This is a genomic window from Glutamicibacter sp. PAEs-4, from assembly GCF_051161755.1.
Taxonomy (GTDB): Bacteria; Actinomycetota; Actinomycetes; order Actinomycetales; family Micrococcaceae; genus Glutamicibacter; species Glutamicibacter nicotianae.
On record NZ_CP195017.1, the window covers coordinates 2,122,975 to 2,144,551 of the forward strand.

Sequence of the window (21,577 nt, forward strand, 5' to 3'; positions counted from 1 at the left end):
GGGTCAAGGCATGCGCTTTAGCTGGTTCATGCCTGCGCCAGCGTTTCGGCCAGCATCTGGAGCCCCTGGGCTTCGAAGTCCCTGTCGCCAACTTGGTGAGCCCAGACTGCCGTTCCAAGTCCCTCGCGCAATTGCATGATCCGCCAGGCTTCGCCTTCCCGTGGATCGTGGCCATATCCTTGGAGAAAAGCGGCTTCCAAATCTGGACGCACCCTCCACTGCTGGACAGCCAGCCGGGCCAGGTCGCTGGCAGCTGGGCGGAATTCGAAGCGGCCGAAGTCGATAACTCGCAGTTCGCCTTGATCGGCCAGCCAATTGCGCGGTTGCCAATCCCCGTGGGTCGGCACCAAGACGGCTGGTTGCGGTTCATAGCTTCTGAGCATCTGCTCGATCTGCCGGCAAGCCGCTGGCTCGATCCGATGTTCGCGTTCCAGGAGCACGAGAAACTTCTGCGTCAGCCGAGCTTCATAGCCGGGATCCAGGCATTGCGCTTGCGAATGCAGCAGCTTCAGCGCCGCGCCGGCCTGACGATGGAACTCCGGGTCGAATTCATATTCGCTGCCCGCACTGAGCTCGCCTGGCTGGAAGTCCAGAATCATCAAGGGCAAGGAATCGCTGGCGTGCAGCAGCTTGGCTGCTTTCCCGGCTTCTATCAGCGGCCCCGTGTAGCGGCGGTGCGCCAGCAGCTCACGCACTATGTGGTGGTTCTCTTCCCCCCCCCGGTCTTGGCCACGACGTGCTTCATCCCCGCCTGCAGGTGCAGCACTTTGGTGTCGCCAAGGTTCCACGACATGTCGGCCAGCACTTCTACGTCGCCGAGCCACTGCCGTATTTGCTGTGCCGGGGCTGCTGGCACCAAGGCGTCAAGGTTTAGCCTAGTCATCGGTACGCTCCCTGCCGGGCGTTGCGAGGCCCAGCCAGAGGCTGCAACGGGCATTTCACCGAGAGTTCTACCATGCTGCCCTCCATGACTGGTATTTTTCCTGAGCCTAGCAAGGTTTGTTCTCCAGGCCCCTGCGGCTCGCTAGGCTTGTCGCATGGAAGCATCGCAACGCTCGGGCCAAACCGCCGCTCGTTACTCGCAGGTGGCCGAGGCGTATATCGATCTGTTCGGTTCACCGGAGCAGGCGGTGGCTGAGGACCGGGAACTGATTGCGGCGTGGGCCGCACAGCTGCACGGACCAGTCCTGGACGCTGGCTGCGGTCCCGGGCATTGGACGCAGTTCATTGCCGATGGCAATCGGCCGGCCACCGGCGTCGACTTGGTGCCGGAGTTCTTGGACTTCGCACGGCGCACCTTCCAGCAGCCCGATTTCCTGCGCGCCGATCTGGCGCACCTGCCATTCGACGACGAGCAGTTTTCCGGGGTGCTCGCTTGGTACTCGGTGATCCATGCTGCCCCGGCAGATCTTCCACCCATATTGGACGAGTTGGCCCGCGTGCTCCAGCCTGGCGGGAAGCTGCTGCTCGGCTTCTTTGCCGGGGACCAGCTGGAAGTCTTTGGCCATCAGGTCGCCCCCGCCTGGTATTGGCCGCCCGTGGAACTGGGCGAGATCCTCGAACAGTCGGGCTTTGGCGTGCTGGAAGGTGCCACTCGCACCCGGCCTGCTGCCCGCACCCATGGCCATCTGAGCGCGCACAAGCGTGCTTAAATGACCTGAGACCCAAGGCAATTGCCTTGGGTCTCAGGTCTTCGCGCGATGCGGAGCTACTTAGAGATTCGCTTCGACCGTAGTCGAGGTGGATCTGCTAGTTGGCAGCGGCGATCTGGCGCAGCACGTACTGCAGGATGCCACCATTGCGGTAGTAGTCGGCTTCACCTGGGGTGTCGATGCGCAGAACTGCGTCGAACTCGGTGACCTTGCCGTCTTCAGCGGTTGCGGTAACCTTCAGGGTCTTCGGGGTGGTGCCGTTGTTCAGCTCGGTCACACCGGAGACTGCGAAGGTCTCGGTACCGGTCAGGCCCAGCGAATCAGCCGACTCGCCCTCTGGGAACTGCAGCGGCAGAACGCCCATGCCGATCAGGTTCGAGCGGTGGATGCGCTCGAAGGACTCGGTGATGACTGCCTTGACGCCCAGCAGTGCGGTGCCCTTGGCAGCCCAGTCACGCGAGGAGCCCGAACCGTATTCCTTGCCGCCTAGAACGACCAGCGGGGTGCCGGCGGCCTTGTAGTTCTCTGCAGCGTCGTAGACGTACGACTGCGGAGCACCTTCCTGGGTGAAGTCGCGGGTGAAGCCGCCCTCGACGCCGTCCAGCAGCTGGTTCTTGATGCGGATGTTGGCGAAGGTGCCGCGGATCATGACTTCGTGGTTGCCACGGCGCGAGCCGTAGGAGTTGAAGTCCTTGCGATCCACGCCGTTCTCGATCAGGTAGCGGCCAGCCGGGGTTTCCGACTTGAACGAACCTGCAGGCGAGATGTGGTCGGTGGTGACCGAGTCGCCCAGCTTCAGCAGCACGCGAGCGCCGCTGATGTCCTGGACCGGCTGAGGCTCAGCGGTCATGCCCTCGAAGTACGGTGCCTTGCGTGCGTAGGTCGACTTCTCGTCCCATGCGAAGGTCGAGCCCTCTGGGGTGTCCAGTGCCTTCCAGCGTGCGTCGCCTTCGAAGACTCCGTCGTAGCCCTTGGCGAACATTTCCTTATCGATCGACGAGTCGATGATCTCCTGGACCTCGACTGGCGATGGCCAGATGTCCTTCAGGAAGACATCGTTGCCCTCGGCGTCCTGGCCCAGTGCGTCGGTCTCGAAGTCGAAGTCCATGGTGCCAGCCAGGGCGTAGGCGATGACCAGTGGCGGGGAAGCCAGGTAGTTCATCTTCACGTCCGGGTTGATGCGGCCTTCGAAGTTGCGGTTGCCCGAGAGCACTGCGGTTGCTGCGAGGTCGTTGGCCTGGATAGCCTCGGAAATCTCGGTGTCCAGCGGGCCGGAGTTGCCGATGCAGGTGGCGCAGCCGTAGCCGACCACGTAGAAGCCGAGCTTCTCCAGGTATGGCAGCAGGCCGGACTTCTCGTAGTACTCGGTGACAACCTTCGAGCCTGGGGCGACCGAGGTCTTGACCCATGGCTTGGAGGTCAGGCCCTTGTCAGCGGCGTTTCGAGCCAGGACGGCTGCGGCCAGCATGACCGAAGGGTTCGAGGTGTTGGTGCACGAGGTGATCGAAGCGATCGAAACCAGGCCGTGGTCCAGGGTGAACTGGGTGCCATCTTCCTTGGTGACCTCGACGGCTACCGATGGGCGGCCAGCACCCTGGGTGTCGTCGGCGTTCGATACGTAGTTGTGCAGGTCCTTGCGGAACTGCTCCTTCGAGGAGGACAGCTCGATGCGGTCCTGCGGGCGCTTCGGGCCGGCGATCGATGGAACCACGGTCGACAGATCCAGCTCGAGGTATTCCGAGAAGCGGATCTCGCGGCTTGGATCGTGCCACATGCCCTGTTCCTTGGCGTAGGCCTCGACCAGTGCAACGTTCTCCTCGCTGCGGCCGGTCAGGCGCAGGTAGTCGAGGGTGACATCGTCGATTGGGAACATGGCGGCGGTCGAGCCGAATTCCGGGGACATGTTGCCGATGGTGGCGCGGTTTGCCAGCGGCACCTCGGCCACGCCGTCGCCGTAGAACTCGACGAACTTGCCGACAACACCGTGCTTGCGCAGCATTTCGGTGATGGTCAGCACCACGTCGGTTGCGGTGGCGCCAGCTGGAATCGAGCCAGACAGCTTGAAGCCGACAACGCGTGGGATCAGCATGGAGACAGGCTGGCCGAGCATTGCTGCTTCGGCCTCGATGCCGCCGACGCCCCAGCCCAGCACGCCAAGGCCGTTGACCATGGTGGTGTGCGAGTCGGTGCCCACGCAGGTGTCCGGGTAGGCGCGCAGCACGCCGTTGACCTCGCGGGTCATGACGGTGCGGGCTAGGTACTCGATGTTGACCTGGTGCACGATGCCGGTGCCCGGAGGAACGACCTTGAAGTCGTCAAACGCGGTCTGGCCCCAGCGCAGGAACTGGTAGCGTTCGCCGTTGCGCTGGTATTCGATCTCCATGTTGCGCTCGACGGCGCCTTCGAAGCCGAAGGTGTCGATCTGCACGGAGTGGTCGATGACCATTTCGGCCGGTGCCAGCGGGTTCACGCGGGTCGGGTCGCCGCCCAGGTCCTTGACGGCCTCGCGCATGGTGGCAAGGTCGACGACACAAGGCACACCGGTGAAGTCCTGCATGATGACACGAGCGGGGGTGAACTGGATTTCGGTGTTCGGCTGAGCCGAAGCATCCCACTGACCCAGTGCATTGATGTGCTCGTTGGTTACGTTCGCGCCGTCTTCGGTGCGAAGCAGGTTCTCAAGAAGAACCTTAAGGCTGTAAGGAAGGCTGTCCGAGCCTTCAACCGTATTTAGTCGGTAAATTTCGTATTCGGTTCCATTGACGTCAAGTACGCCCTTGGCACCGAAGCTGTCCACATTGCTCACGTGGGACTCCTCTCGCCAGACACTCATTCTGTTGCACACGCACACTTCAATTCCAGTTAGGAGTTCCTAACTGAGATAGTCAGGCTCCTAGCGCGGCAGAGCTAAAAACAGTCTATCGCCAAAGCCCGCAAAAAGACTCCTCGGAATAAATTTTGGTCCAAATTCGTGTCTAAACGGACACTTTCAGGTGCTTAACGGCGCACAAACAGCCCGATGGACTCCATATGGTGGGTGTGCGGGTACAAATCGTGAATCTCCATGTGCTCTAATTCGTAGCCTCGGGCCATCAAGCGCGCGGTATCGCGGGCGAAAGCCGCAGGGTCGCAGGACACGTAACAAATCCGCGAAACAGCGCTGGCGGCCAGCTCCGCGGCGACTTGCTTGTCGATTCCGGTACGGGGTGGATCAAGCACCACCGCATCCAGCGAAGCGTCCCGGGCGACCTGCCGTAACACTCGCTCAACACGGCCGCGGATCACCGTGGCCTGCGAGTAGGAGCGCAGGTTCTTCTTCGCATCCGCATGGGTGCCCGGAGCACCCTCAATCGAGAAGACGCGGCCCTCGCGGCCAACCGCCTTGGCCAGCGGAACGGAGAACAGGCCGGCACCGGCATAGAGGTCGGCGATTTGCTCGCCGGCGGCCGGCTCGGTCAGCTCGATCACGCGCCGGGTCAGCAGGCTGGCCGCCTCGCGGTGCACCTGCCAGAAGCCTTCCCCGGTAATCCGGAATTTCTCCCCCAGCACCTTTTCGGTCAGGTACGCCGAACCGGCCAGAACCTGCAGCCGCCCCTTGCCGTCGGCCGCCGAGCCGCCCTGCTGGCTGAACGAGGCGACGTTGACGCCCTCGGCGAATTGCTTGGCAACCTTTGCCGCGGCGCCGGGCTTGGCCTCGGCCAGCAAGATCAGCACGGTTCGGTCATCCTGGCTGGATACCGCGGCTTCGACACGTTCAATGCCGGTGTAGTCCACGGAGTACAGCCCGGTGGCTTCAATGGCCGGATGGGCCAAGGGCATCTGCGCAATGCCGGTCAACTGGTTGCTGCGGAATGCGCTCATTGCCAGTCTGCCCTGGGCGTCTACGGAATACGACATCCGAGTGCGCCAGCCCAGGCCATCGACCGAGCCCTTGACCGCTTGCACCGCAGGGAAGTTGTAGTCTTCCGCGTTCAGGCCGCCCAGCCGGGTCATCTGCTCGGCAGCCACCTGCGACTTCAGCTCACGCTGGTGCTCCAGGATGATGTGGCCGAACTCTGCGCCGCCCACCGGATCGCGGTGCTTCAAGGCATCAGCTGCATCCCAGAAGTGCGGCACCCGGTGCTCGCTGGCTTCGAGCACTTCGGCCACGTCGGCACGCCAGAACTTGGCCTCCGGCGCGCTGTCCGTCAGGCGCACCTTGACCAGTTCGCCGGGAATGCCATGGCGCACGAAGATCACCCGGCCCTCGTGGCGGGCGACGGTGTGCCCGCCATGGGCAATCTTGCCCAAGCGGACGGTGAGCATTGGTGTATCAGTCATTGATCCAGTCTTTCTTCAGAAGCAGTCAATTCAGCGGTGCGCCGAGGATTCTTCGGTCGGGCCTCCGCCAAGGGCATGCGAGGCGCTGAGCAGGCGCCACGGGACCGAGGCAATCACTACTCCCGGTTCATGGTGCAGGCGGTTCTTCACGCGCAGCGCGGTTTGGTTGTGCACCAGCTGTTCCCACCAATGGCCCACGACATATTCGGGAATGTACACGACGATCAGTTCCCGCGGCGATTCACGCTTGATGGAACGGATATGCTCAATCAGCGCCCCGGGAATATCGCGATACGGCGAGGCCAGCGCAGTGATCGGCACCGGGATCTGCAGCCGTTCCCAGTCCTGCAGGGTCTTCTCGGTCTTGCCGCGTTCCACGTCCACGATGATCGCCTCAAGCTTCGAGGGACGCGAAGCGCGGGCGAAGGCCAGGGCACGCAGCACCGGCTTGCGCACGGTGGATACCAGCACGAGCGCATGCACGCGCGAGGGCAATGCGGTGACGGCGGAGTCCTCGTCGACCGCCAGCTCGTCGTCGACCTTCTGGTAGTGCCGCTGCAGCGAATCCATGATCAGCATCAATACGGCAATGCCCAGCACGGCCAGCCACGCACCATGGACCAGGCGGGTGGCCAAGACGACCACGAGCACCAGCGCCGAGAGCACCAGGCCTAGCAGGTTCAGCAGCCGCTTGCGCTGCTTGGCCGCACGGATCTTGCGGTCTGCAATGGGCACCAGAACACGTTTCCAGTGCTTGAGCATGGCCAGCTGGCTCAGCGTGAAGGAAACGAATACGCCCACCACGTACAGCTGGACCAGCAAGGTGACATCGCCTTGGAACAGCAGCACCAGCGCGATCGCGGCAATGCCCAGGCACAGGATGCCGTTGGAGAAGCCCAGGCGATCGCCACGGGTGCGCAGCTGGCGCGGGAGGAAGCCGTCGGTCGCCAGATGGCTGGCCAGCAGCGGGAAGGAATTGAAGGCCTGGTTGCCGGCCAGCAGCAGCACGGCAATGGTCAGCACCGAGACGATCACCAGGCCGAAGGTGAAGTCGCCGAACACCGCCTGGGCCAGCTGGCCCAGCACCGGGATCTGCACGAAGCCTTCGGGGATCGGCTCGCCGTGAAGCAGGAACGAGGCCTGCGGATCGGCGACGACCTTGATGCCGGTGGCCCGGGCAAGCATCAGCGTGCCCAGGGTCAGCACGCCGGAGAGCAGGCCCAGCACCAGCAGGATCCGCGCCGCGTTCTTCGCCCGCGGCTTGGCCAGCGTCTGCACGTTGGAGATCGGAACCTCGATGCCGGTCAACGCGGCCGACCCCGTGCTGAAGGCACGCAGGATCAGCAGCGCACCGACAACGCCATGCAGGCCATTGGCGAACTCGGCCTCCGGCACAATCGTGAAGTCCGCACTCGGGGCGAGCCCGAGGGAACCGGTCAGCGCCATCACGCCGCCAATGGCCACCAGCAGCAGCATGCCGATGACGAAAAGGTAGACCGGGATGGCCAGCGTCCAGCGGCCTTGCCCTTTGCCGCGCAAATTGCCGACCACGAGGAAGGCGACCAGGGCGGCGGCCACCCACGCCTTGTATTCGGCCACTGCAGGGAAAATGGCGGCAAGATACAGGGCCGCCGACGAGCTGGAAACAGCAACGGTGAGCACGAAGTCGACCAGCAGCGCCGCGGCCACCGCAGTGCCCGGACGTGCACCGAGGTTCTTCTTCACGATTTCATAGTCGCCGCCACCGGAAGGGTACTCCATTACCGATTGGCGGTAGGACAGCACCAGCACCACCAGCACCGCGAGGACCGCCAGTCCAACCATTGGCGAGAGCGCGGTCGCGGCGATGCCCGCAATGGCCAGGGTCAGCAGGATCTCGTCCGGCGCGTACGCCAAGGACGACAGGGCGCTGGAGGAGAAAATCGGCAACGCGACCTTGGGTGGCAACGGCTTCTTTTTCAGCTGTTCAGTGCTGAAAGGCCGGCCCACCAGGATCCGCTTCAAACCGTCAAATAATGCAGGCACGACACAACGTTATCGCAGGGTGCACGGCGCGGGCGTGCTTCACCATCGATAAACTGGGCGCGATCAGCGCTATTGTTGCATTCGTAGCACACAGCCCGTGGGCGCCAAGCGGCACGCGGCAAGCAGCAAAACCAAGGAGTTCTCGGTGGCACATTTCGTGATCATGGGGTGCGGACGCGTCGGTGTCGCGCTGGCCCACACGCTGGATTCGGCGGGGCATTCCGTGGCAGTCATTGACCAGGACCCGCATGCCTTCCGCCGGCTGAGCAAGGATTTCTCCGGCACCACGGTGACCGGCATGGGATTCGACAAGGACACGCTGGACGCTGCCAAAATTGGCGAGGCCTACGCGTTCGCAGCTGTTTCCAGCGGTGATAATTCCAACATTCTCGCCACTCGCGTATCGCGCGAAACCTATAACGTGCCCCACGTCGTGGCCCGCATCTATGACCCAGGACGAGCGGAGATCTATCAGCGACTGGGCATCCCCACCGTGGCAGCGGTCCGCTGGAGCACCGATCAGGTGCTTCGCCGGATCCTGCCGGACTATTCGATGCGCGGGGACTTCCGGGAGCCCTCGGGACGCCTGGTGCTGTCCGAAGTGGCCTTGCACCGCGACTGGTATGGCCACCTGGTCAAGGAGCTGGAAGCCGCCGCCGGGGTGCGCGTGGCCTATTTGACCCGCTTCGGCGAAGGCACCATCCCGGAGAACCGCACCCGGCTGCAGGGCGGCGACCTGGTGCATGTGATGATGCGGCTGGACGAGTCCAAAGACGTGGAAAAGATCCTTGCCAGCCCGCCAGCGGCGCAGACCAACGAATAACCTGAGAGGCATCCCATGAAGGTCATGATTGCCGGGGCCGGCTCGGTCGGTTCCTCCATTGCCCGTGAACTAATCATCAACCACCACGAAGTCCTGCTGATCGATCTGCAACCGGAAATGGCCGAACGCGCAGATCTTGAAGCGGTGAAGTGGCTGATTGGCGACGCTTGCGAATTAGCTGTCTTGCAGCAGGCGCAGCTTGAAGAGTACGACGTGGTCGTTTCGGCGACCGGCGACGACAAGGTCAACCTTGTGGTCTCGTTGCTGGCCAAGAGCGAATTTGGCATCCGCCGCACTGTGGGCCGCGTGAACAATCCGAAGAATGAATGGATGTTCGACGATGCCTGGGGCGTCGATGTTGCGGTCAGCACGCCGCGGCTGATGACCGCGCTGGTCGAGGAAGCCGTGGAGGTCGGGGACCTGGTGCGGCTGCTGACGTTGAAGACCGGCGAGGTCTACATGGTCGAGTTCACAGTCCCGCACGATTCGGCCTTGATCGGCCGCAGCATCGGGCGCATCTCGTGGCCCGAAGACACCACCATGATGGCAGTGGTCCGCGACAAGACGCCGTTCCCGCCCAGTGCCGATGATGTGATTGAGGGTGGCGATGAAATCTTCTTCATCACCACCCCGCACGCAGAACCCTTGCTGCGCCGCACGTTGCGCGACGCCACCCGCTAGGCCGCTGGCTTGGGCGTGCTGGTCTCGTCGCCGGCTACGGCCGCCGGCTTCGAGACCAGCCACGCGAACCACAGCCCCGCCGCATACAGCGGCACTCCCATCAGGGCACGGGCCAAGCCCAGGGCCACGACATCATCTGCGATGTACATCGGGATCTGCACCGCCAGGCGCAGCGCGAAAACAGCAATGATGATCCAGGTAGCCACCTGGTAGCGGCGCAGGCGTTCGGGCTTCTTGCGCCATTCAGTGCCTTCATTGCGGATGAATCCGAAGAGCAGGCCGATCAGCGGCCAGCGGGCCATCACCGAAATCAGCAGTCCCGCCAGATAGGCGGCAGACACGTAGAACCCCGGAATGTAGTAGTCCTTGGCATTGCCCGAAGTCCGTGCGGCGAAGGCGCAGATCAGGATGCCGATCAGCCCAGAGCCTGCCTGGATCAGCGTCGAGCGCTTGGCCAGGCGGATGATCATGAACACGATGCCGAGGCTGATCGAGGCGATCAGCCCCCAGCCCAGATTGCTGGTAAGCGCGAAGACCATGATGAACACGAAACCGGGAAGCACGGTTTCCAGGATGCCGCGCACGCCGCCAACGGTGGTGAGCAAGTCAATTCCGCCGTCAGCGTTTTGCGTGATGTTGGAGTTCGAGCCGACCATCTCGGCGAAACTCGGATGCTTAGTTTCCGGTGCGGAATCATCGTCCGGACGGGATGCGTCGTTGTTCACCATGCCTACTTCCAATTAGACGCCAGCTGGCTGGCGTTCTCGAATCCTTGAGTGGCCGTCGCCGGTCATCGACGGGCTTCCGGCACGATGACGTAGCGCGGATTGAAGATCGTCGGGATCTGATCCACAGGAGCAACCATTCCCGAGTACTCCACCTTCACGCCCGGCTTGATGCCCGGAACGGTTTTCTGTCCCATGAACGCCAAGCGAACATGCGGCACAGTTCCGCGACGGGCCGACACGGTACCGAGCCGATCCACCACTACAGCGGTCAGCCGCGGGGCGACATTCGTCGCGGAGTAGCTCACCGATTGGACGTACCCGGTGTGCTCGACCCGCCCCTTGGATGGCAGCTGTTCCAGGCTGTCCAGCCGCTGGTAGGTGGGCTTCTGGCCCGAGGGGCCGAGCTGCGGAGTGACGGGTTTGTCCTTCAGCGACATTCTCTAGCCGATCTGGGTGATCTCTGGTCCGCGTTCTGGACGCTTCAGCTCAGGGTTCTGCTCGGGGGCTGCCGGACGGGCCTGGGCATTGGACGGGACGCTCAATGGCAGAAGTTCAGCCGGAGGCAGCGGCTTGTCGCCGCGATTGACCACGACGTCGCGCAGAATCCCGTCGACAATGTTGGCGGCCTCCTCGTTGCCGATGGCCGCGCCGCCAATGACTGCACGCAGGAACCAGCGGCGGCCATCGATGCCGACAAAGCGCAGCGCAACATGCCCGGCGCGGCCGTCTGGCAGCTGCTGCGGCACCTTGGCGAGCAGCTCCTGGCCGTACTCGCCATCACGGGTGAAGATTTCACCGTTCTGGGCGCTGATGTCGCTCTTGATCTTGTCGCTGATGCCTGGCCACAGCGACTCGGACTTCGAAGACGAGAAAGCCATCAACTGGATCCGCGACTCGGCGATCTCCAGCGACACCGCAATGACACGCTTGTTGGACTCTTCAACGTCCATGCGGACCTTCAAGCCGGCTACCGGCTTGATCAGGATTGAGCCGAAGTCCAGGTACTCCTGCGTATTCTCGATGTCGTCGTAATCGAACGGGCCGGTCTTCGGCTCCTGCTCGTTCTGGGCTGCATCCTCAGCTGGTTCGGCGACTGGCTGCTCTTTGGCCTTCTTGCGCTTGAAAATCATGGTGTCCTTAGAAAATCTTGTCTTGCTCTCAAGGGTACTTACTTGGAGTTGAATCCGCCGGTCGAACCGAATCCGCCTGCGCCGCGGGCGCTGTCCTCCAGCGAATCCACTGCGATGAAGGCCGCCTGCTCGACTTTCTGGATAACCAGCTGGGCAATTCGGTCGCCCCGGCTGATTTCGAAGGACTCGGACTTGTCGGTGTTCAACAAGGTGACCATGATCTCACCCCGGTACCCAGCGTCAACAGTACCCGGTGCATTTACCACGGTAATGCCGTGCTTGGTTGCCAAGCCGCTGCGTGGGTGCACCAGACCAACGTAGCCATGCGGGATGGCTAGCGCGATGCCGGTAGGAACGAGCGCGCGGGCACCTGGCTCCAGCACAAGTGATTCGCGAGCATGCAAGTCAGCACCGGCGTCCGAAGGATGCGCGTAGCTGGGGACCGGCAAATCGGTGTCAAGCATCTTGATGGCAATGGAAATTGATGGCTCACTCATCGATGTAGGTCTTCCCCCGGAGTCTTGTGAAATGGTCACTCGATAGTTTCTCGTGCCTAACTCTATCGCGCACGCCGTCCAATGGCCTGCCAACCGGCTTCGAGGTCTTGAATCGAAGAATTATTGCCTAGACTTGGAACCATGAGTAATTCCAGCCCCGCGGGTTCGAACGTCCAGTACAGCGAAAAGCTTTGGCCATCGGCCAGCACCTGGATTTGGCCAATCATCATTTCCATCACCGCAGGTATTGCGCTAGCTCCGATCAGCAGCATCCTTGGATGGATTGCCGGTGCCGTCGTGTTGCTTTCGCTGATCGCGGTGTTCCTGCTGCGCACGCCGACCATCGAGGTCACCGATGAATTGGTGACCGTTGGACGGGCCAGCATTGAACGCAAGTACATCGGGGAGGTTGTCGGCTACCGCGGCGATGAGGCATTCAAGCAGCGTGGGCAGAAGCTGCACGGCCTGGCCTACATGCTGCTGCGCGGCTGGATCGACGGAGTAGTGCGGATGGAGGTCACTGACGAGCGTGACACCACGCCGTACTGGCTGACATCTACCCGTCGTCCCGAAGAGCTGGCTGCCGCCCTCTCGGGCGTGATGTACGAATTCACCGACGAAGGCAAGGCCGAAGCCGCCAAGCTGGAACAGTCCGAAGACACTGCCGGCGAATAGCGTTGACTGCCTTGGAGCCCGAAAAGCGCATGGCGCCCAACCTTCTGGTTGGGCGCCATGCGCTTTCCGGAACTGCTGCGCGGGTTTTCATCCTTCGCACTCGCTGCAGAATTTTTGCCCGTTGTCCTCACGGGCCAGCTGCGTGCGGTGACGCACCATGAAGCATGACGCGCACGTAAACTCATCAGCCTGTTCCGGTAGGAATTCGACGCTCGCTTCTTCCTGCGGCGCCTCGCCGCCGGGCAGAACGTACTCTTCAGCCAAGGCGGTTTCGGCCTCGTCAACCAGGTTGGCCATGGCTGCGGTCTTGCCTGCTTTGAGCTGAGCGATTTCCTTGGCTCGTTCCGCTTCTGACATTGCCACGGGTGCAGCAGATTCACTTGCCATAATCGTTTTTGCTCTTTCCTGCAGGTCTTCGTCCTAGCCGGCTGCTCCACGAGGTGGAAACTTGTACCGGCATAGAAGTATAACGTTCTTCCGGGTAATCCATTCCCGTTCCTGCCACGCTATGCCATGGGCGGAAGGTTCAAGGAATTACTGCGTGAAGTTGAGGACTAATCTTGCGCCACACCCTGCGTGGTGGTAGGAATTCGGGCCTCAAGGTGGCAAAGTTTTACACAGGAAATAGAGCGTGTGGAGGGTAGGAATGCGTCAGCTGAGACTGGTAGGAATTCATGAAAATGGTTCCAGCCTGCAGGTCAGCAGTGACGACGGGATGAGCTTCGAGCTGCCTGTTGACGATGCACTGAGCAGTGCAATGGCTGAAATCGCCCGTTCGAGGGCCCCGAGGAACCGCGAGGAGTCCTCGGTCCATTCGCCACGCGAAATCCAGGCACGAGTGCGCGCTGGCGCCTCCGCCTACGACCTGTCGCTTGAATGGGATGTCCCCGTCGAGGATATCGTCAAGTACGAAGGCCCGGTACTGGCTGAACGCGAGCACATCGCCGAGCTGGCACGCCGCGTCGAGGTTTCCGGACCGCAGACCGACGCAGAATACCGCGAGGTGTTCGGCGAAGAGCCGGCCGATCTCGGTTCCATGGTGGTGCACCGCCTGCACCAGCTGCACATCGATGCCGAGTCGGCGCGCTGGAATGCCTGGAAAGACCCAGAGGGCCAGTGGATCGTCACCGTTGAGTTCGATTCCCCGCTGCCGACCGAGAATGTCGAGTCGCTGGATTCGGATTCGACTGCCGCTGCCGAGAACATTGCACGGTGGGCTTTCACTCCCGCGCGCAAGTCGTTGAAGAACCTGAACCGCTGGGCCCAGACCCTGAGCGAGCAGGTAGCTCCTGAATACTTTCGCCCTGTCTCAGCGCTGAACCAGCCAGAGGCGGAACCGGCCGCCGCAGCCAGCACTCCGGAGCCCGATGAGACCGAAGAACTGGTCACCTTGCTGAACGCGCGCCGTGGGCAGCGCAGTAAGGACCAGGATCCGGAACGCGAGGCTCGCTACAACGAGATCATCGAACGCAGCATGAGCAAGTACGACACCGATGACGAGGACGCGCTGCCGCATCTTCCGCAAGGGATTTCCGCGCGCACCTCGCAGCTGGTGGTCGTCACCAATGAGGACGACGATTCGGGCCGTGCCGAGGACAAGCCAGCTGAACAGCCTGCCGAGGAGTCAGCTCCGCGCAAGGCCAAGCGTTCGTCCGTTCCCAGCTGGGATGACATCATGTTCGGCAAGCGCAAGAAGGACACCGACTCCTAGTGCCCAGGTGACACTGGAAAGCACAAGGGTGCGGCGACAGCATTGAAGCAATGCTGTTCCCGCACCCTTTGCGTTGCCGGCTATTTGGTGCGGTGCACCAGCAATGGCACGAACCGCTCCCCCGCAGTGAGCGACCCATGCTGCCCCACCATGTCGAAGGCCATCGGTGCGACGCGTCGGCCGTCATAGAATGCGATGGCTTCGGCCGCCAAGATCATCAGATCGCCCAGCCGTGCCGCATGTTCTTCGGTGATGGCGCCGAAGTAGCCGCGTTCTATGGCTTCCTCGCGTGTCATCACCCAGGCCTTGGTGCCATAGGCCCGCTGCCAGGCCTCGCGGACCCGTAGCCGGCAGGCGTCATCGGCCTGCGGGTCGAAGGTCAGTTGGACGCCGCGAGGTTCGCCGCTGGTCAGCTCGACGTCCTCGATCAGTTCAGGCTGCTGGCTGTAGTCGATGCGCTGGGACGCTGGAATGTCCACCATTCCATGGTCGCCGGTGACCAGCACCGTGGTTTCTTCCGGCAGCTTGGATACCAGGTTCTTGATGACGTAGTCCAGCTCTTCGAGGGTGTCCCGCCACTGGCTGGAATCAACGCCGTATTTGTGGCCTGCCTTGTCCAATTCATTGAAGTACGTGTAGACCAGCGCGTTACGGTTCGAGTCGAAGATCGTGCGGGTAGCACGCGCGCGCGCCGCCGGCTGGTTGGCCGGCACGAATTTGGGACCTCGCAAGGACGCACGGGTCAGGGCCGACTTGGCAAACATCGGGATCGACACGGTCGCCACGTGGATGCCGTGTTCGGCGATCTTCTGGAAAACGGTCGGGCGAGTCTGCCAGGTTTCGGGGTCCAAGTCCCCAGGCCACCCGCCTAGCTGGTTGACGACACGGCGCTTGGCCGGGTCGATGACGTCATAGCCGACCATTCCATGCTCGCCGGGAGCCAGGCCCGTGGCCAGGCTGCTCAGGGATGTCGCGGTGGTCGAAGGGAAGCCGGTGCCCAGCTTCTGCCCCTTCTCGAACAGGCCGCGCAGGAAGGGCGCATGCCCGAGATGGCTTTTGAGCTGGTTCCAGCCCAGTCCATCAACCATGATCAGGGCTACACGCTTGGTCGGGGCGAAGCCCAGGGCATTCTGATAGCCGCCAACCCCCAGTGCCGCTGCCGCCGACGGAAGAATCTCCGACAGCGTAGCTTGGCCGTACTTGGGTGCTTCCGGGATTTTCTGCGCCGGGACAGGCAGGCTGCTGAGCTCTTGTTCCTCGATCATGCTCAGGCGATCGTGGCCAGGCGCAGGCGCACAGCGAACTCGCGGGCCTTGTTCACGGCCTGCTGGCCATCGGCTTCGGCGCTGACACGGATGACCAAGTCCTCAGGCTGCGAGGTGCCATTCAACCCGTGGTCGGCATCGCACTGCGGATCCCCGCAGGACGCAGGGGCCAGATCAATCCGCTTGGTACCGTCCCAGGACAGCCCGAAGGTCAGTTCCTTGACTGGGTCAGCGGACGAGTAATGCTGCGGCTGGTGGTAGACATAGCTCGTGGCAACCGAAGCGATGCGCGCCAGCGAAATCATTTCGACCGATACCTGCGCCATGACATCCTTGCCATGGTCATCAAGCTGCTGGTCATCTACATGCAAGATGAAAAGCACCTTTTCGCTCATAACCATGACGGTGATGTGGCGGTGGACTTCGGTATGGTCGAAGTGAGTTTCCAGATGCACATAGTGGTCAAGCACCGGCTGGCCCATCATGGCTTCAGCCAGCACATCCTGGACCATTTGCGGATAAAAACCCGCACGGACCAAGTCATGCTGAAGCTCAGCGCCAGGCGTGGTCGAATACGTTGGAGAACTCATGCCCCAATTCTACTCAGTCGCCTCCGGCAATTCACGTTTCCGCGTTTGCACTCAGCTGCGCAGGGCACGGCGGACGCTATCCGTGCGCTGCTCTGCGTTGCTGATCTGGATGCTCACCGCCAGCACGCTCAGCGAATCGGTGGCCACGGTGATCGGAGCGAATTTGGCAACTGTCACTTCAGGATGATTGTCTTTGAAGAGCGAGACACGGGTGATGAAATCCTTCAAAGCCTCCAGATCCACGGCTGGCAGTCCCTGGTAGCCGAAAAGGCGCACGCTGCTGCGCGGACGGCGGATGAGCTGTTCCAGATCATGGGTGGAGAACGGCGCCACGCCGTGGGCCCAGTCATCGAGCAGGTTGACCGGATCGCCGCTGAGCCCGAAGGAAATGACCGGCCCCAGCAACGGGTCCTCCATGGCCTTGAGAACGCAAGCCTGCCCGGCTGGCGCCATGCTCTGCACATCCAGGGAGTCCACGCCGTATGCGGCCATCAGCGACTTCATGTGCGCGAAGTTCGCCTCCAGGCTCTGCTTGTCCGGGATGCTCAAGCGCACGCCGCCCAGGTCCAGGCGTTGCCGCAGATCGGGGTCGTTGGCTTTCAAGGCGACCGGCCAGCCGAGCTGCTCGGCCGCCGCGACGGCTTCTTCGGCTGTGTGCACCACCCGGTGGGAAAGGAACTTGATGCCGTAGAAGTCCAGAAGCTTCCGCACCTGCTCGTCGTTCAATTCCAGCAAGTTGGTCCCTGAAATGGTCTTCACCAACTCATCTAAGTACTCTGCCGCGCCTTCGACATCGATGCCATCCGGGTCGCTCATCGGCTCGTAGGGAACGTCCACCCACTGCTGGTAGCCATAGGCCTTGGCCAGGGCACCGATCACCGTGGTGGGAGATGTATACACCGGAATTCCTTGCTTCAGGCCTCCGGTAATCTTCGTATCCGCCAGCCCCGGAACCAGGGCCACCACCGGTTTCGGCTGCCCGATGAACTCCTTGGCTACCTTGAGGACCGCTCGGGTATCCAGCTCCGAGTAGGGCAGGTGCGCCAACATGATGGCGTGGACTTGCGGGTCATCCACCAGTTCCTGGATCCGGGCGCGCAGCACCGGAATGGCCTTGGACTGGCCGATACTGTAATCCAGCTCGTCGCCCCGCACAGTGATGTTCAGGTTCCGGTCTTCAGCGACATCGCACACCACCTCGGCGATGGTCAAGGAATTGGACAGGATCGCGACGTTCGGGCCCTTGGGTGGCGGGAAGACTGAAAGCAGGGAGGTGACATCCAGGAGCTCTTCGGCGGAGCGCACGCGGATCACGCCGGACTGGCGAAGAATTGCGTTCATTGCCCCCGGCGCTGCCTGCCCTACGCGCACCGAATGGCCCGGTGGAAGGCGACGGCCCATCACATCGGACTTGGCCACGATTACCGGTTTGCTGCGGGCCAGGCGCCGCGCAATGCGTGCGAATTTGCGCGGGTTGCCGAAGGATTCCAGGTACAGCGCGACGACATGGGTCCTGGGGTCGTCTTCGAAGAACTGCATTGCGTCGTTGCCGGAAACATCGGCCCGCAGGCCGGCCGAAATGGCACTGCTTGGGCCTACACCCTGCTGCAGGGCGACGCCCTGGATGATCGTGCCCATGGCTGCCGATTGGGTGAAGAATCCTACGTTTCCTGCGGCCGGGATATGCTGGCTCCCGGTGGCGTACAGCTTCACCTGCGGGTCGGTGTTCATCAGGCCGGCCGATCCCGGACCGACCACGCGCATTCCGTTGGCACGAGCCAGCGCCACAAGTTCGCGCTGTGCGCCCAGCCCTTCGAGGGTTTCGTATCCGGTGGTCATGATGACCAGGGACTTCACCCCGTGGGCGGCGCAATCGGCAATGGCGTCCTTGACCCCCTCACGCGGAATGCACAGGATGGCGACATCAACCGGTCCTGGAATTTCGGTGACCTTTCCGTAGGCCACCATGCCACCGACTTCCAAGGCCGCATCGTTTACCGCATAGACCGCACCGGTGTACCCGGATTCGATAATTTGCTCCAGCACGTCGTGCCCGAGCTTGCCCCAGGTGCGGCTGGCACCGATCACGGCCACCGACTTGGGCGCCAGCAGCGCAGCCACGCTGCTCGCTTCGGCGCGGTGCTCTCTCGCCTCTGTCACTTCGCGGGACTTCTCAGTGGGGCTGATGGAAAATTCCAGCATGACCACGCCATCCTCGAAGTGGCGGGCGACGGCGTAGCCGGCATCGGAGAAGACGGTGAGCATCTTGCGGTTCTCCGGAAGCACCTCGGCGGAGAACTTCTCAATGTCGTTTTCACGGGCCGCCGCGGCCAGGTGCTCCAAGAGGATCGAGCCGATGCCGGTTCCCTGGTACTCGTCCGAGACGTTGAAGGCTACTTCGGCTTCCCGCGGATCATCCAAGCGGTCGTAGCGGCCGACGCCGATGATCCTCGCGCCCCGAACCACGGTGAAGGCGACGCGATTCACATGGTCCACATTGGTGAATCGTTCCAGCTCTTTGGGGGTCAGCGACGACTTGTACGTAAAATAGCGTAGGTAGACTGACGTCTCGGACTGCTGCTTGTGCATGTCCTGGAGCGCTTGGGAATCCTGCGGGGTGATTGGCCGCAGGTGCGCTGTTGTCCCATCGCGAAGCACAACATCTGCTTCCCAATGCGCCGGATATGCCGCCGAAAGTTTACGATCCACCATAGGCTTAGGATAGTCGGCAGTTCGGCGTTGCGCCCAGATGCAACACGAAGATTCGGCAGTTCCGGCCCTAAGACAGTAGATGAAGGACGAACAGAGTAATGGCTCGTAAGAAGTCTGAAGAGATTCCAGCGGATTTCGTTGAAAATATCGTCGATATAGACGTCACCAATGAAATGGAATCATCCTTCTTGGAGTACGCCTACTCTGTCATCTACTCCCGTGCGCTTCCCGATGCCCGCGATGGATTGAAGCCGGTTCAGCGACGCATCCTGTTCCAGATGGCCCAGATGGGCTTGCGCCCCGAGAAGGGCCACGTCAAGTCGGCCCGCGTGGTCGGCGAGGTCATGGGCAAGCTGCACCCGCATGGCGACACCGCGATCTATGACGCCATGGTCCGTTTGGCCCAGGATTTCTCGCTGCGCCTTCCGCTGATCGACGGACACGGCAACTTCGGTTCGCTCGATGATGGACCGGCGGCTCCGCGCTACACGGAAGCGCGCCTGGCAGCTTCTGCCGTTGCCATGACCGCGAATCTGGATGAAGACGTCGTGAACTTCGTCCCGAACTACGACAACCAGTTCATGCAGCCAGAAGTGCTGCCCTCTGCGTTCCCGAACCTGCTGGTCAATGGCACCACCGGCATTGCCGTGGGCATGGCCACCAATATGGCTCCGCACAATTTAGGTGAAGTTGTCGCCGCCGCGCAGCACCTGCTCAAGGAACCCGACGCGACCGTTGATGAGCTCATGAAGTTCATTCCGGGCCCGGATTTGCCTTCGGGCGGCAGCATTATCGGATTGGACGGCATCAAGGATGCCTACCGCACCGGCCGCGGCCTGTTCCGCACCCGGGCTACGGTGATCATGGAGAAGATTTCGGCGCGCAAGTCGGGCCTCGTGGTCACCGAGCTTCCCTACGGCGTGGGTCCTGAAAAGGTCATCGAGAAAATCAAGGATGGCGTCAACAGCAAGAAGATCTCCGGCATTTCAGATGTCGTGGACCTGACCGACCGGCATCACGGCCTGAAGCTGGTTATCGAGCTGAAGAACGGTTTCAACCCGAACGCCGTGCTTGCCAGCCTGTACAAGTACACCCCGATGGAAGACTCCTTCGGCATGAACAACGTTGCCCTGGTCGACGGCCAGCCGCGGACCATGGGGCTGCGTGAGCTGCTGACCGTGTATGTGGACCATCGGATGGATGTTGTTCGCCGCCGCACCGTGCACCGTCTGGCCAAGCGCGAGGACCGCCTGCACCTGGTTGAGGGCCTGCTCATTGCCATCGTTGATATTGACGATGTCATTGCCATTATCCGTTCCTCCGAGCAGACCGCTGAAGCTCGCGAACGGCTGATGACGGTCTTCGACCTGAGCGAACCGCAGGCCAGCCACATCCTGGAACTGCGGCTGCGCCAGCTGACCAAGTACTCCAAGCTGGAGCTTGAAACCGAGGCCGAGCAGCTGCGCAAGGAAATCGAAGAACTGCGCGCCATCTTGGAATCCGATGAGCTGCTGCGCACCGTGGTTTCCGATGAACTCGGTGAAATGGCCGAGACCTTCGGCACCCCGCGCCGGACCAAGCTGCTGAAGTCTGCCCAGCTGGCTCCGCTGAAGGGCACCTCGCTGCCCGAAGAAGTCGGGACCGGCAAGAAGACCAAGCTGGCGATGGAAGTATCCGATACCCCGTGCTGGGTTCTGCTCTCTGCCACCGGGCAGATCGCCCGGACCCCCGATCGGCAGGCCGTGGATTACGCCGCGGCGCGCATCAAGCATGATGTGCTCACCTCGCAGGTCGCCTCCAGCGCCCGCGGAGAAATCGGCGCCCTGACATCTGCCGGCCGCATTATCCGCATCTCGCTGATCGATGTTCCGGTGCTCCCCGAGTCCCACGGCTTCCCGCAGCTGGCCCATGGCGTGCCGATCTCCGAATTCCTCAAGCTGGGCAAGGGCGAAAGCGCGGTGGCGCTGGTTCCGCTGAACCGGGTCCTTGCCATTGGCACGCAGAACGGCGTGGTCAAGCGCGTGAGCCCTGACTACCCGCTGAACCGTGACGAGTTCGAGGCGATTACGCTCAAGGACAAGGACGTGGTGATTGCCGCGGCACCGGCCGAAGACGCCGACGAGCTGGTGTTCATGACTAAGAACGCGCAGTTGCTGCGTTTCAGCGCTTCGGCCGTGCGCGCCCAGGGCCGCACCGGCCAAGGCATGGCGGGCATCAAGCTCGCTACCGACGACCAGGTGATCTTCTTCGGAGTGGTCCCTGCCGGTGCCAGCGACGCCGTGGTAGCCACCATCGCTGCCGGTTCGCAAACCCTTCCTGGGACGTCGGGCCAGTCGGTGAAGCTCACCGAGTTCTCCGAGTTCCCGGCCAAGGGCCGCGCCACCGCGGGCGTGCGGGCGCACCGTTTCGTCAAGGGCGAGGATCACCTGCAGCTGGCTTATGCCGGCCAGGGCCCGGCACGCGCCAGTTCCACGGCGGGTGTGGTGCGTGCATTGCCTACCGAATACGGCAAACGCGATGGTTCGGGAGCCCCGTTGGCCCAATCAGTGAACATCATTGGCGGAGCCATCAGCGGAGGAGACGAAGCTCCGGCGGCACCCGCTGCCCAGGAACCCATCCCAGCCGCAGCACAGGAAGCGTTGATTCCCGAACCGGCCAAGGCCAAGCCAGCTCCCGCCATCACGCCGGGAGAAGATGCGCTGCCTTTCGATGACGGCGGCGTAATCCTCTGAACTGAAATGCGCTGAGCCGTCAGCGCCAGGATTGAA

The 21,577-nt window shown here is 62.3% G+C and carries 19 protein-coding genes; 6 read left to right on the forward strand and 13 right to left on the reverse strand.

Translation table 11 applies throughout. The features are described from left to right. Positions 1-26: 26 nt before the first annotated feature. Complete coding sequence (locus ACR9WD_RS10040; protein ID WP_434922025.1) at positions 27-695, reverse strand: phosphotransferase family protein; 669 nt, start codon at positions 693-695, stop codon at positions 27-29. Further along, positions 695-883, reverse strand: coding sequence for a hypothetical protein (locus tag ACR9WD_RS10045; protein WP_434922026.1), 189 nt, complete (start codon positions 881-883; stop codon positions 695-697). The genes ACR9WD_RS10040 and ACR9WD_RS10045 overlap by 1 nt, the downstream gene beginning before the upstream one ends. 154 nt (positions 884-1,037) lie before the next feature. On the opposite strand from ACR9WD_RS10045, the gene ACR9WD_RS10050 reads away from it, so the two are divergent. After that, a complete protein-coding gene (locus ACR9WD_RS10050) occupies positions 1,038-1,652 on the forward strand; it encodes a class I SAM-dependent methyltransferase (RefSeq protein WP_434922027.1) in 615 nt (204 codons plus the stop codon). 97 nt (positions 1,653-1,749) lie between these two features. Here the strand turns inward: ACR9WD_RS10050 and acnA are convergent, their stop codons facing one another. The 3 genes from acnA to ACR9WD_RS10065 all read right to left on the reverse strand — a co-directional run bounded on the left by acnA (position 1,750) and on the right by ACR9WD_RS10065 (position 7,997). After that, on the reverse strand, positions 1,750-4,458 hold the full coding sequence (gene acnA, locus ACR9WD_RS10055; protein ID WP_285673066.1) for an aconitate hydratase AcnA: 2,709 nt from the start codon (positions 4,456-4,458) through the stop codon (positions 1,750-1,752). A gap of 191 nt (positions 4,459-4,649) precedes the next feature. After that, positions 4,650-5,972, reverse strand: a complete 1,323-nt coding sequence (locus ACR9WD_RS10060) for a class I SAM-dependent RNA methyltransferase (RefSeq protein WP_073706049.1) — start codon at positions 5,970-5,972, stop codon at positions 4,650-4,652. A gap of 30 nt (positions 5,973-6,002) precedes the next feature. Beyond that, entirely contained in the window at positions 6,003-7,997 is a 1,995-nt protein-coding gene (locus ACR9WD_RS10065; RefSeq protein WP_121866998.1) for an APC family permease, read from the reverse strand. Between the two features lie 145 nt (positions 7,998-8,142). Here ACR9WD_RS10065 and ACR9WD_RS10070 point away from each other — a divergent pair, with 145 nt between their 5' ends. Continuing rightward, positions 8,143-8,820 carry a potassium channel family protein gene (locus ACR9WD_RS10070; protein ID WP_038991859.1) on the forward strand — a complete coding sequence of 226 codons (678 nt, stop codon included), beginning with the start codon at positions 8,143-8,145 and terminating at the stop codon, positions 8,818-8,820. A gap of 15 nt (positions 8,821-8,835) precedes the next feature. Continuing rightward, positions 8,836-9,501, forward strand: a complete 666-nt coding sequence (locus tag ACR9WD_RS10075; RefSeq protein ID WP_038991861.1) for a potassium channel family protein — start codon at positions 8,836-8,838, stop codon at positions 9,499-9,501. Here ACR9WD_RS10075 and ACR9WD_RS10080 read toward each other — a convergent pair. The 4 genes from ACR9WD_RS10080 to dut form a co-directional block, all read right to left on the reverse strand. Continuing rightward, positions 9,498-10,229 (reverse strand): DUF3159 domain-containing protein, encoded by a 732-nt coding sequence (locus ACR9WD_RS10080; RefSeq protein ID WP_434922028.1) that lies wholly within the window; start codon positions 10,227-10,229, stop codon positions 9,498-9,500. The genes ACR9WD_RS10075 and ACR9WD_RS10080 overlap by 4 nt on opposite strands. A 62-nt stretch (positions 10,230-10,291) precedes the next feature. Continuing rightward, positions 10,292-10,666 carry a hypothetical protein gene (locus tag ACR9WD_RS10085; RefSeq protein WP_121866999.1) on the reverse strand — a complete coding sequence of 125 codons (375 nt, stop codon included), beginning with the start codon at positions 10,664-10,666 and terminating at the stop codon, positions 10,292-10,294. Positions 10,667-10,669: 3 nt separating this feature from the next. After that, positions 10,670-11,359 (reverse strand): DUF3710 domain-containing protein, encoded by a 690-nt coding sequence (locus ACR9WD_RS10090; RefSeq protein WP_121867000.1) that lies wholly within the window; start codon positions 11,357-11,359, stop codon positions 10,670-10,672. 38 nt (positions 11,360-11,397) lie between these two features. Next, positions 11,398-11,856, reverse strand: a complete 459-nt coding sequence (gene dut / locus ACR9WD_RS10095; protein WP_073706044.1) for a dUTP diphosphatase — start codon at positions 11,854-11,856, stop codon at positions 11,398-11,400. Positions 11,857-11,997: 141 nt separating this feature from the next. Here dut and ACR9WD_RS10100 point away from each other — a divergent pair, with 141 nt between their 5' ends. Further along, on the forward strand, positions 11,998-12,531 hold the full coding sequence (locus ACR9WD_RS10100; RefSeq protein WP_121867001.1) for a DUF3093 domain-containing protein: 534 nt from the start codon (positions 11,998-12,000) through the stop codon (positions 12,529-12,531). 87 nt (positions 12,532-12,618) lie between these two features. Here ACR9WD_RS10100 and ACR9WD_RS10105 read toward each other — a convergent pair whose 3' ends face one another. After that, positions 12,619-12,918: a DUF4193 family protein gene (locus tag ACR9WD_RS10105; protein ID WP_121867002.1), complete on the reverse strand. Its 300-nt coding sequence runs from the start codon at positions 12,916-12,918 to the stop codon at positions 12,619-12,621. 259 nt (positions 12,919-13,177) lie between these two features. Between ACR9WD_RS10105 and sepH the strand changes: the two genes are divergently transcribed. Further along, entirely contained in the window at positions 13,178-14,242 is a 1,065-nt protein-coding gene (gene sepH / locus ACR9WD_RS10110) for a septation protein SepH (protein WP_434922029.1), read from the forward strand. Between the two features lie 80 nt (positions 14,243-14,322). On the opposite strand, the gene ACR9WD_RS10115 is transcribed toward sepH, so the two are convergent. The 3 genes from ACR9WD_RS10115 to ACR9WD_RS10125 are packed head-to-tail and all read right to left on the reverse strand — an operon-like array spanning position 14,323 to position 18,809. After that, a complete protein-coding gene (locus tag ACR9WD_RS10115) occupies positions 14,323-15,507 on the reverse strand; it encodes an alkaline phosphatase family protein (RefSeq protein ID WP_121867004.1) in 1,185 nt (394 codons plus the stop codon). A gap of 2 nt (positions 15,508-15,509) precedes the next feature. Continuing rightward, positions 15,510-16,097 (reverse strand): DUF5998 family protein, encoded by a 588-nt coding sequence (locus tag ACR9WD_RS10120; RefSeq protein ID WP_121867005.1) that lies wholly within the window; start codon positions 16,095-16,097, stop codon positions 15,510-15,512. 51 nt (positions 16,098-16,148) lie between these two features. Further along, positions 16,149-18,809, reverse strand: a complete 2,661-nt coding sequence (locus ACR9WD_RS10125; protein WP_121867006.1) for a bifunctional acetate--CoA ligase family protein/GNAT family N-acetyltransferase — start codon at positions 18,807-18,809, stop codon at positions 16,149-16,151. A gap of 98 nt (positions 18,810-18,907) precedes the next feature. Here ACR9WD_RS10125 and ACR9WD_RS10130 point away from each other — a divergent pair, with 98 nt between their 5' ends. Then, positions 18,908-21,541 (forward strand): DNA gyrase/topoisomerase IV subunit A, encoded by a 2,634-nt coding sequence (locus ACR9WD_RS10130; protein WP_434922030.1) that lies wholly within the window; start codon positions 18,908-18,910, stop codon positions 21,539-21,541. Positions 21,542-21,577: the final 36 nt, after the last annotated feature.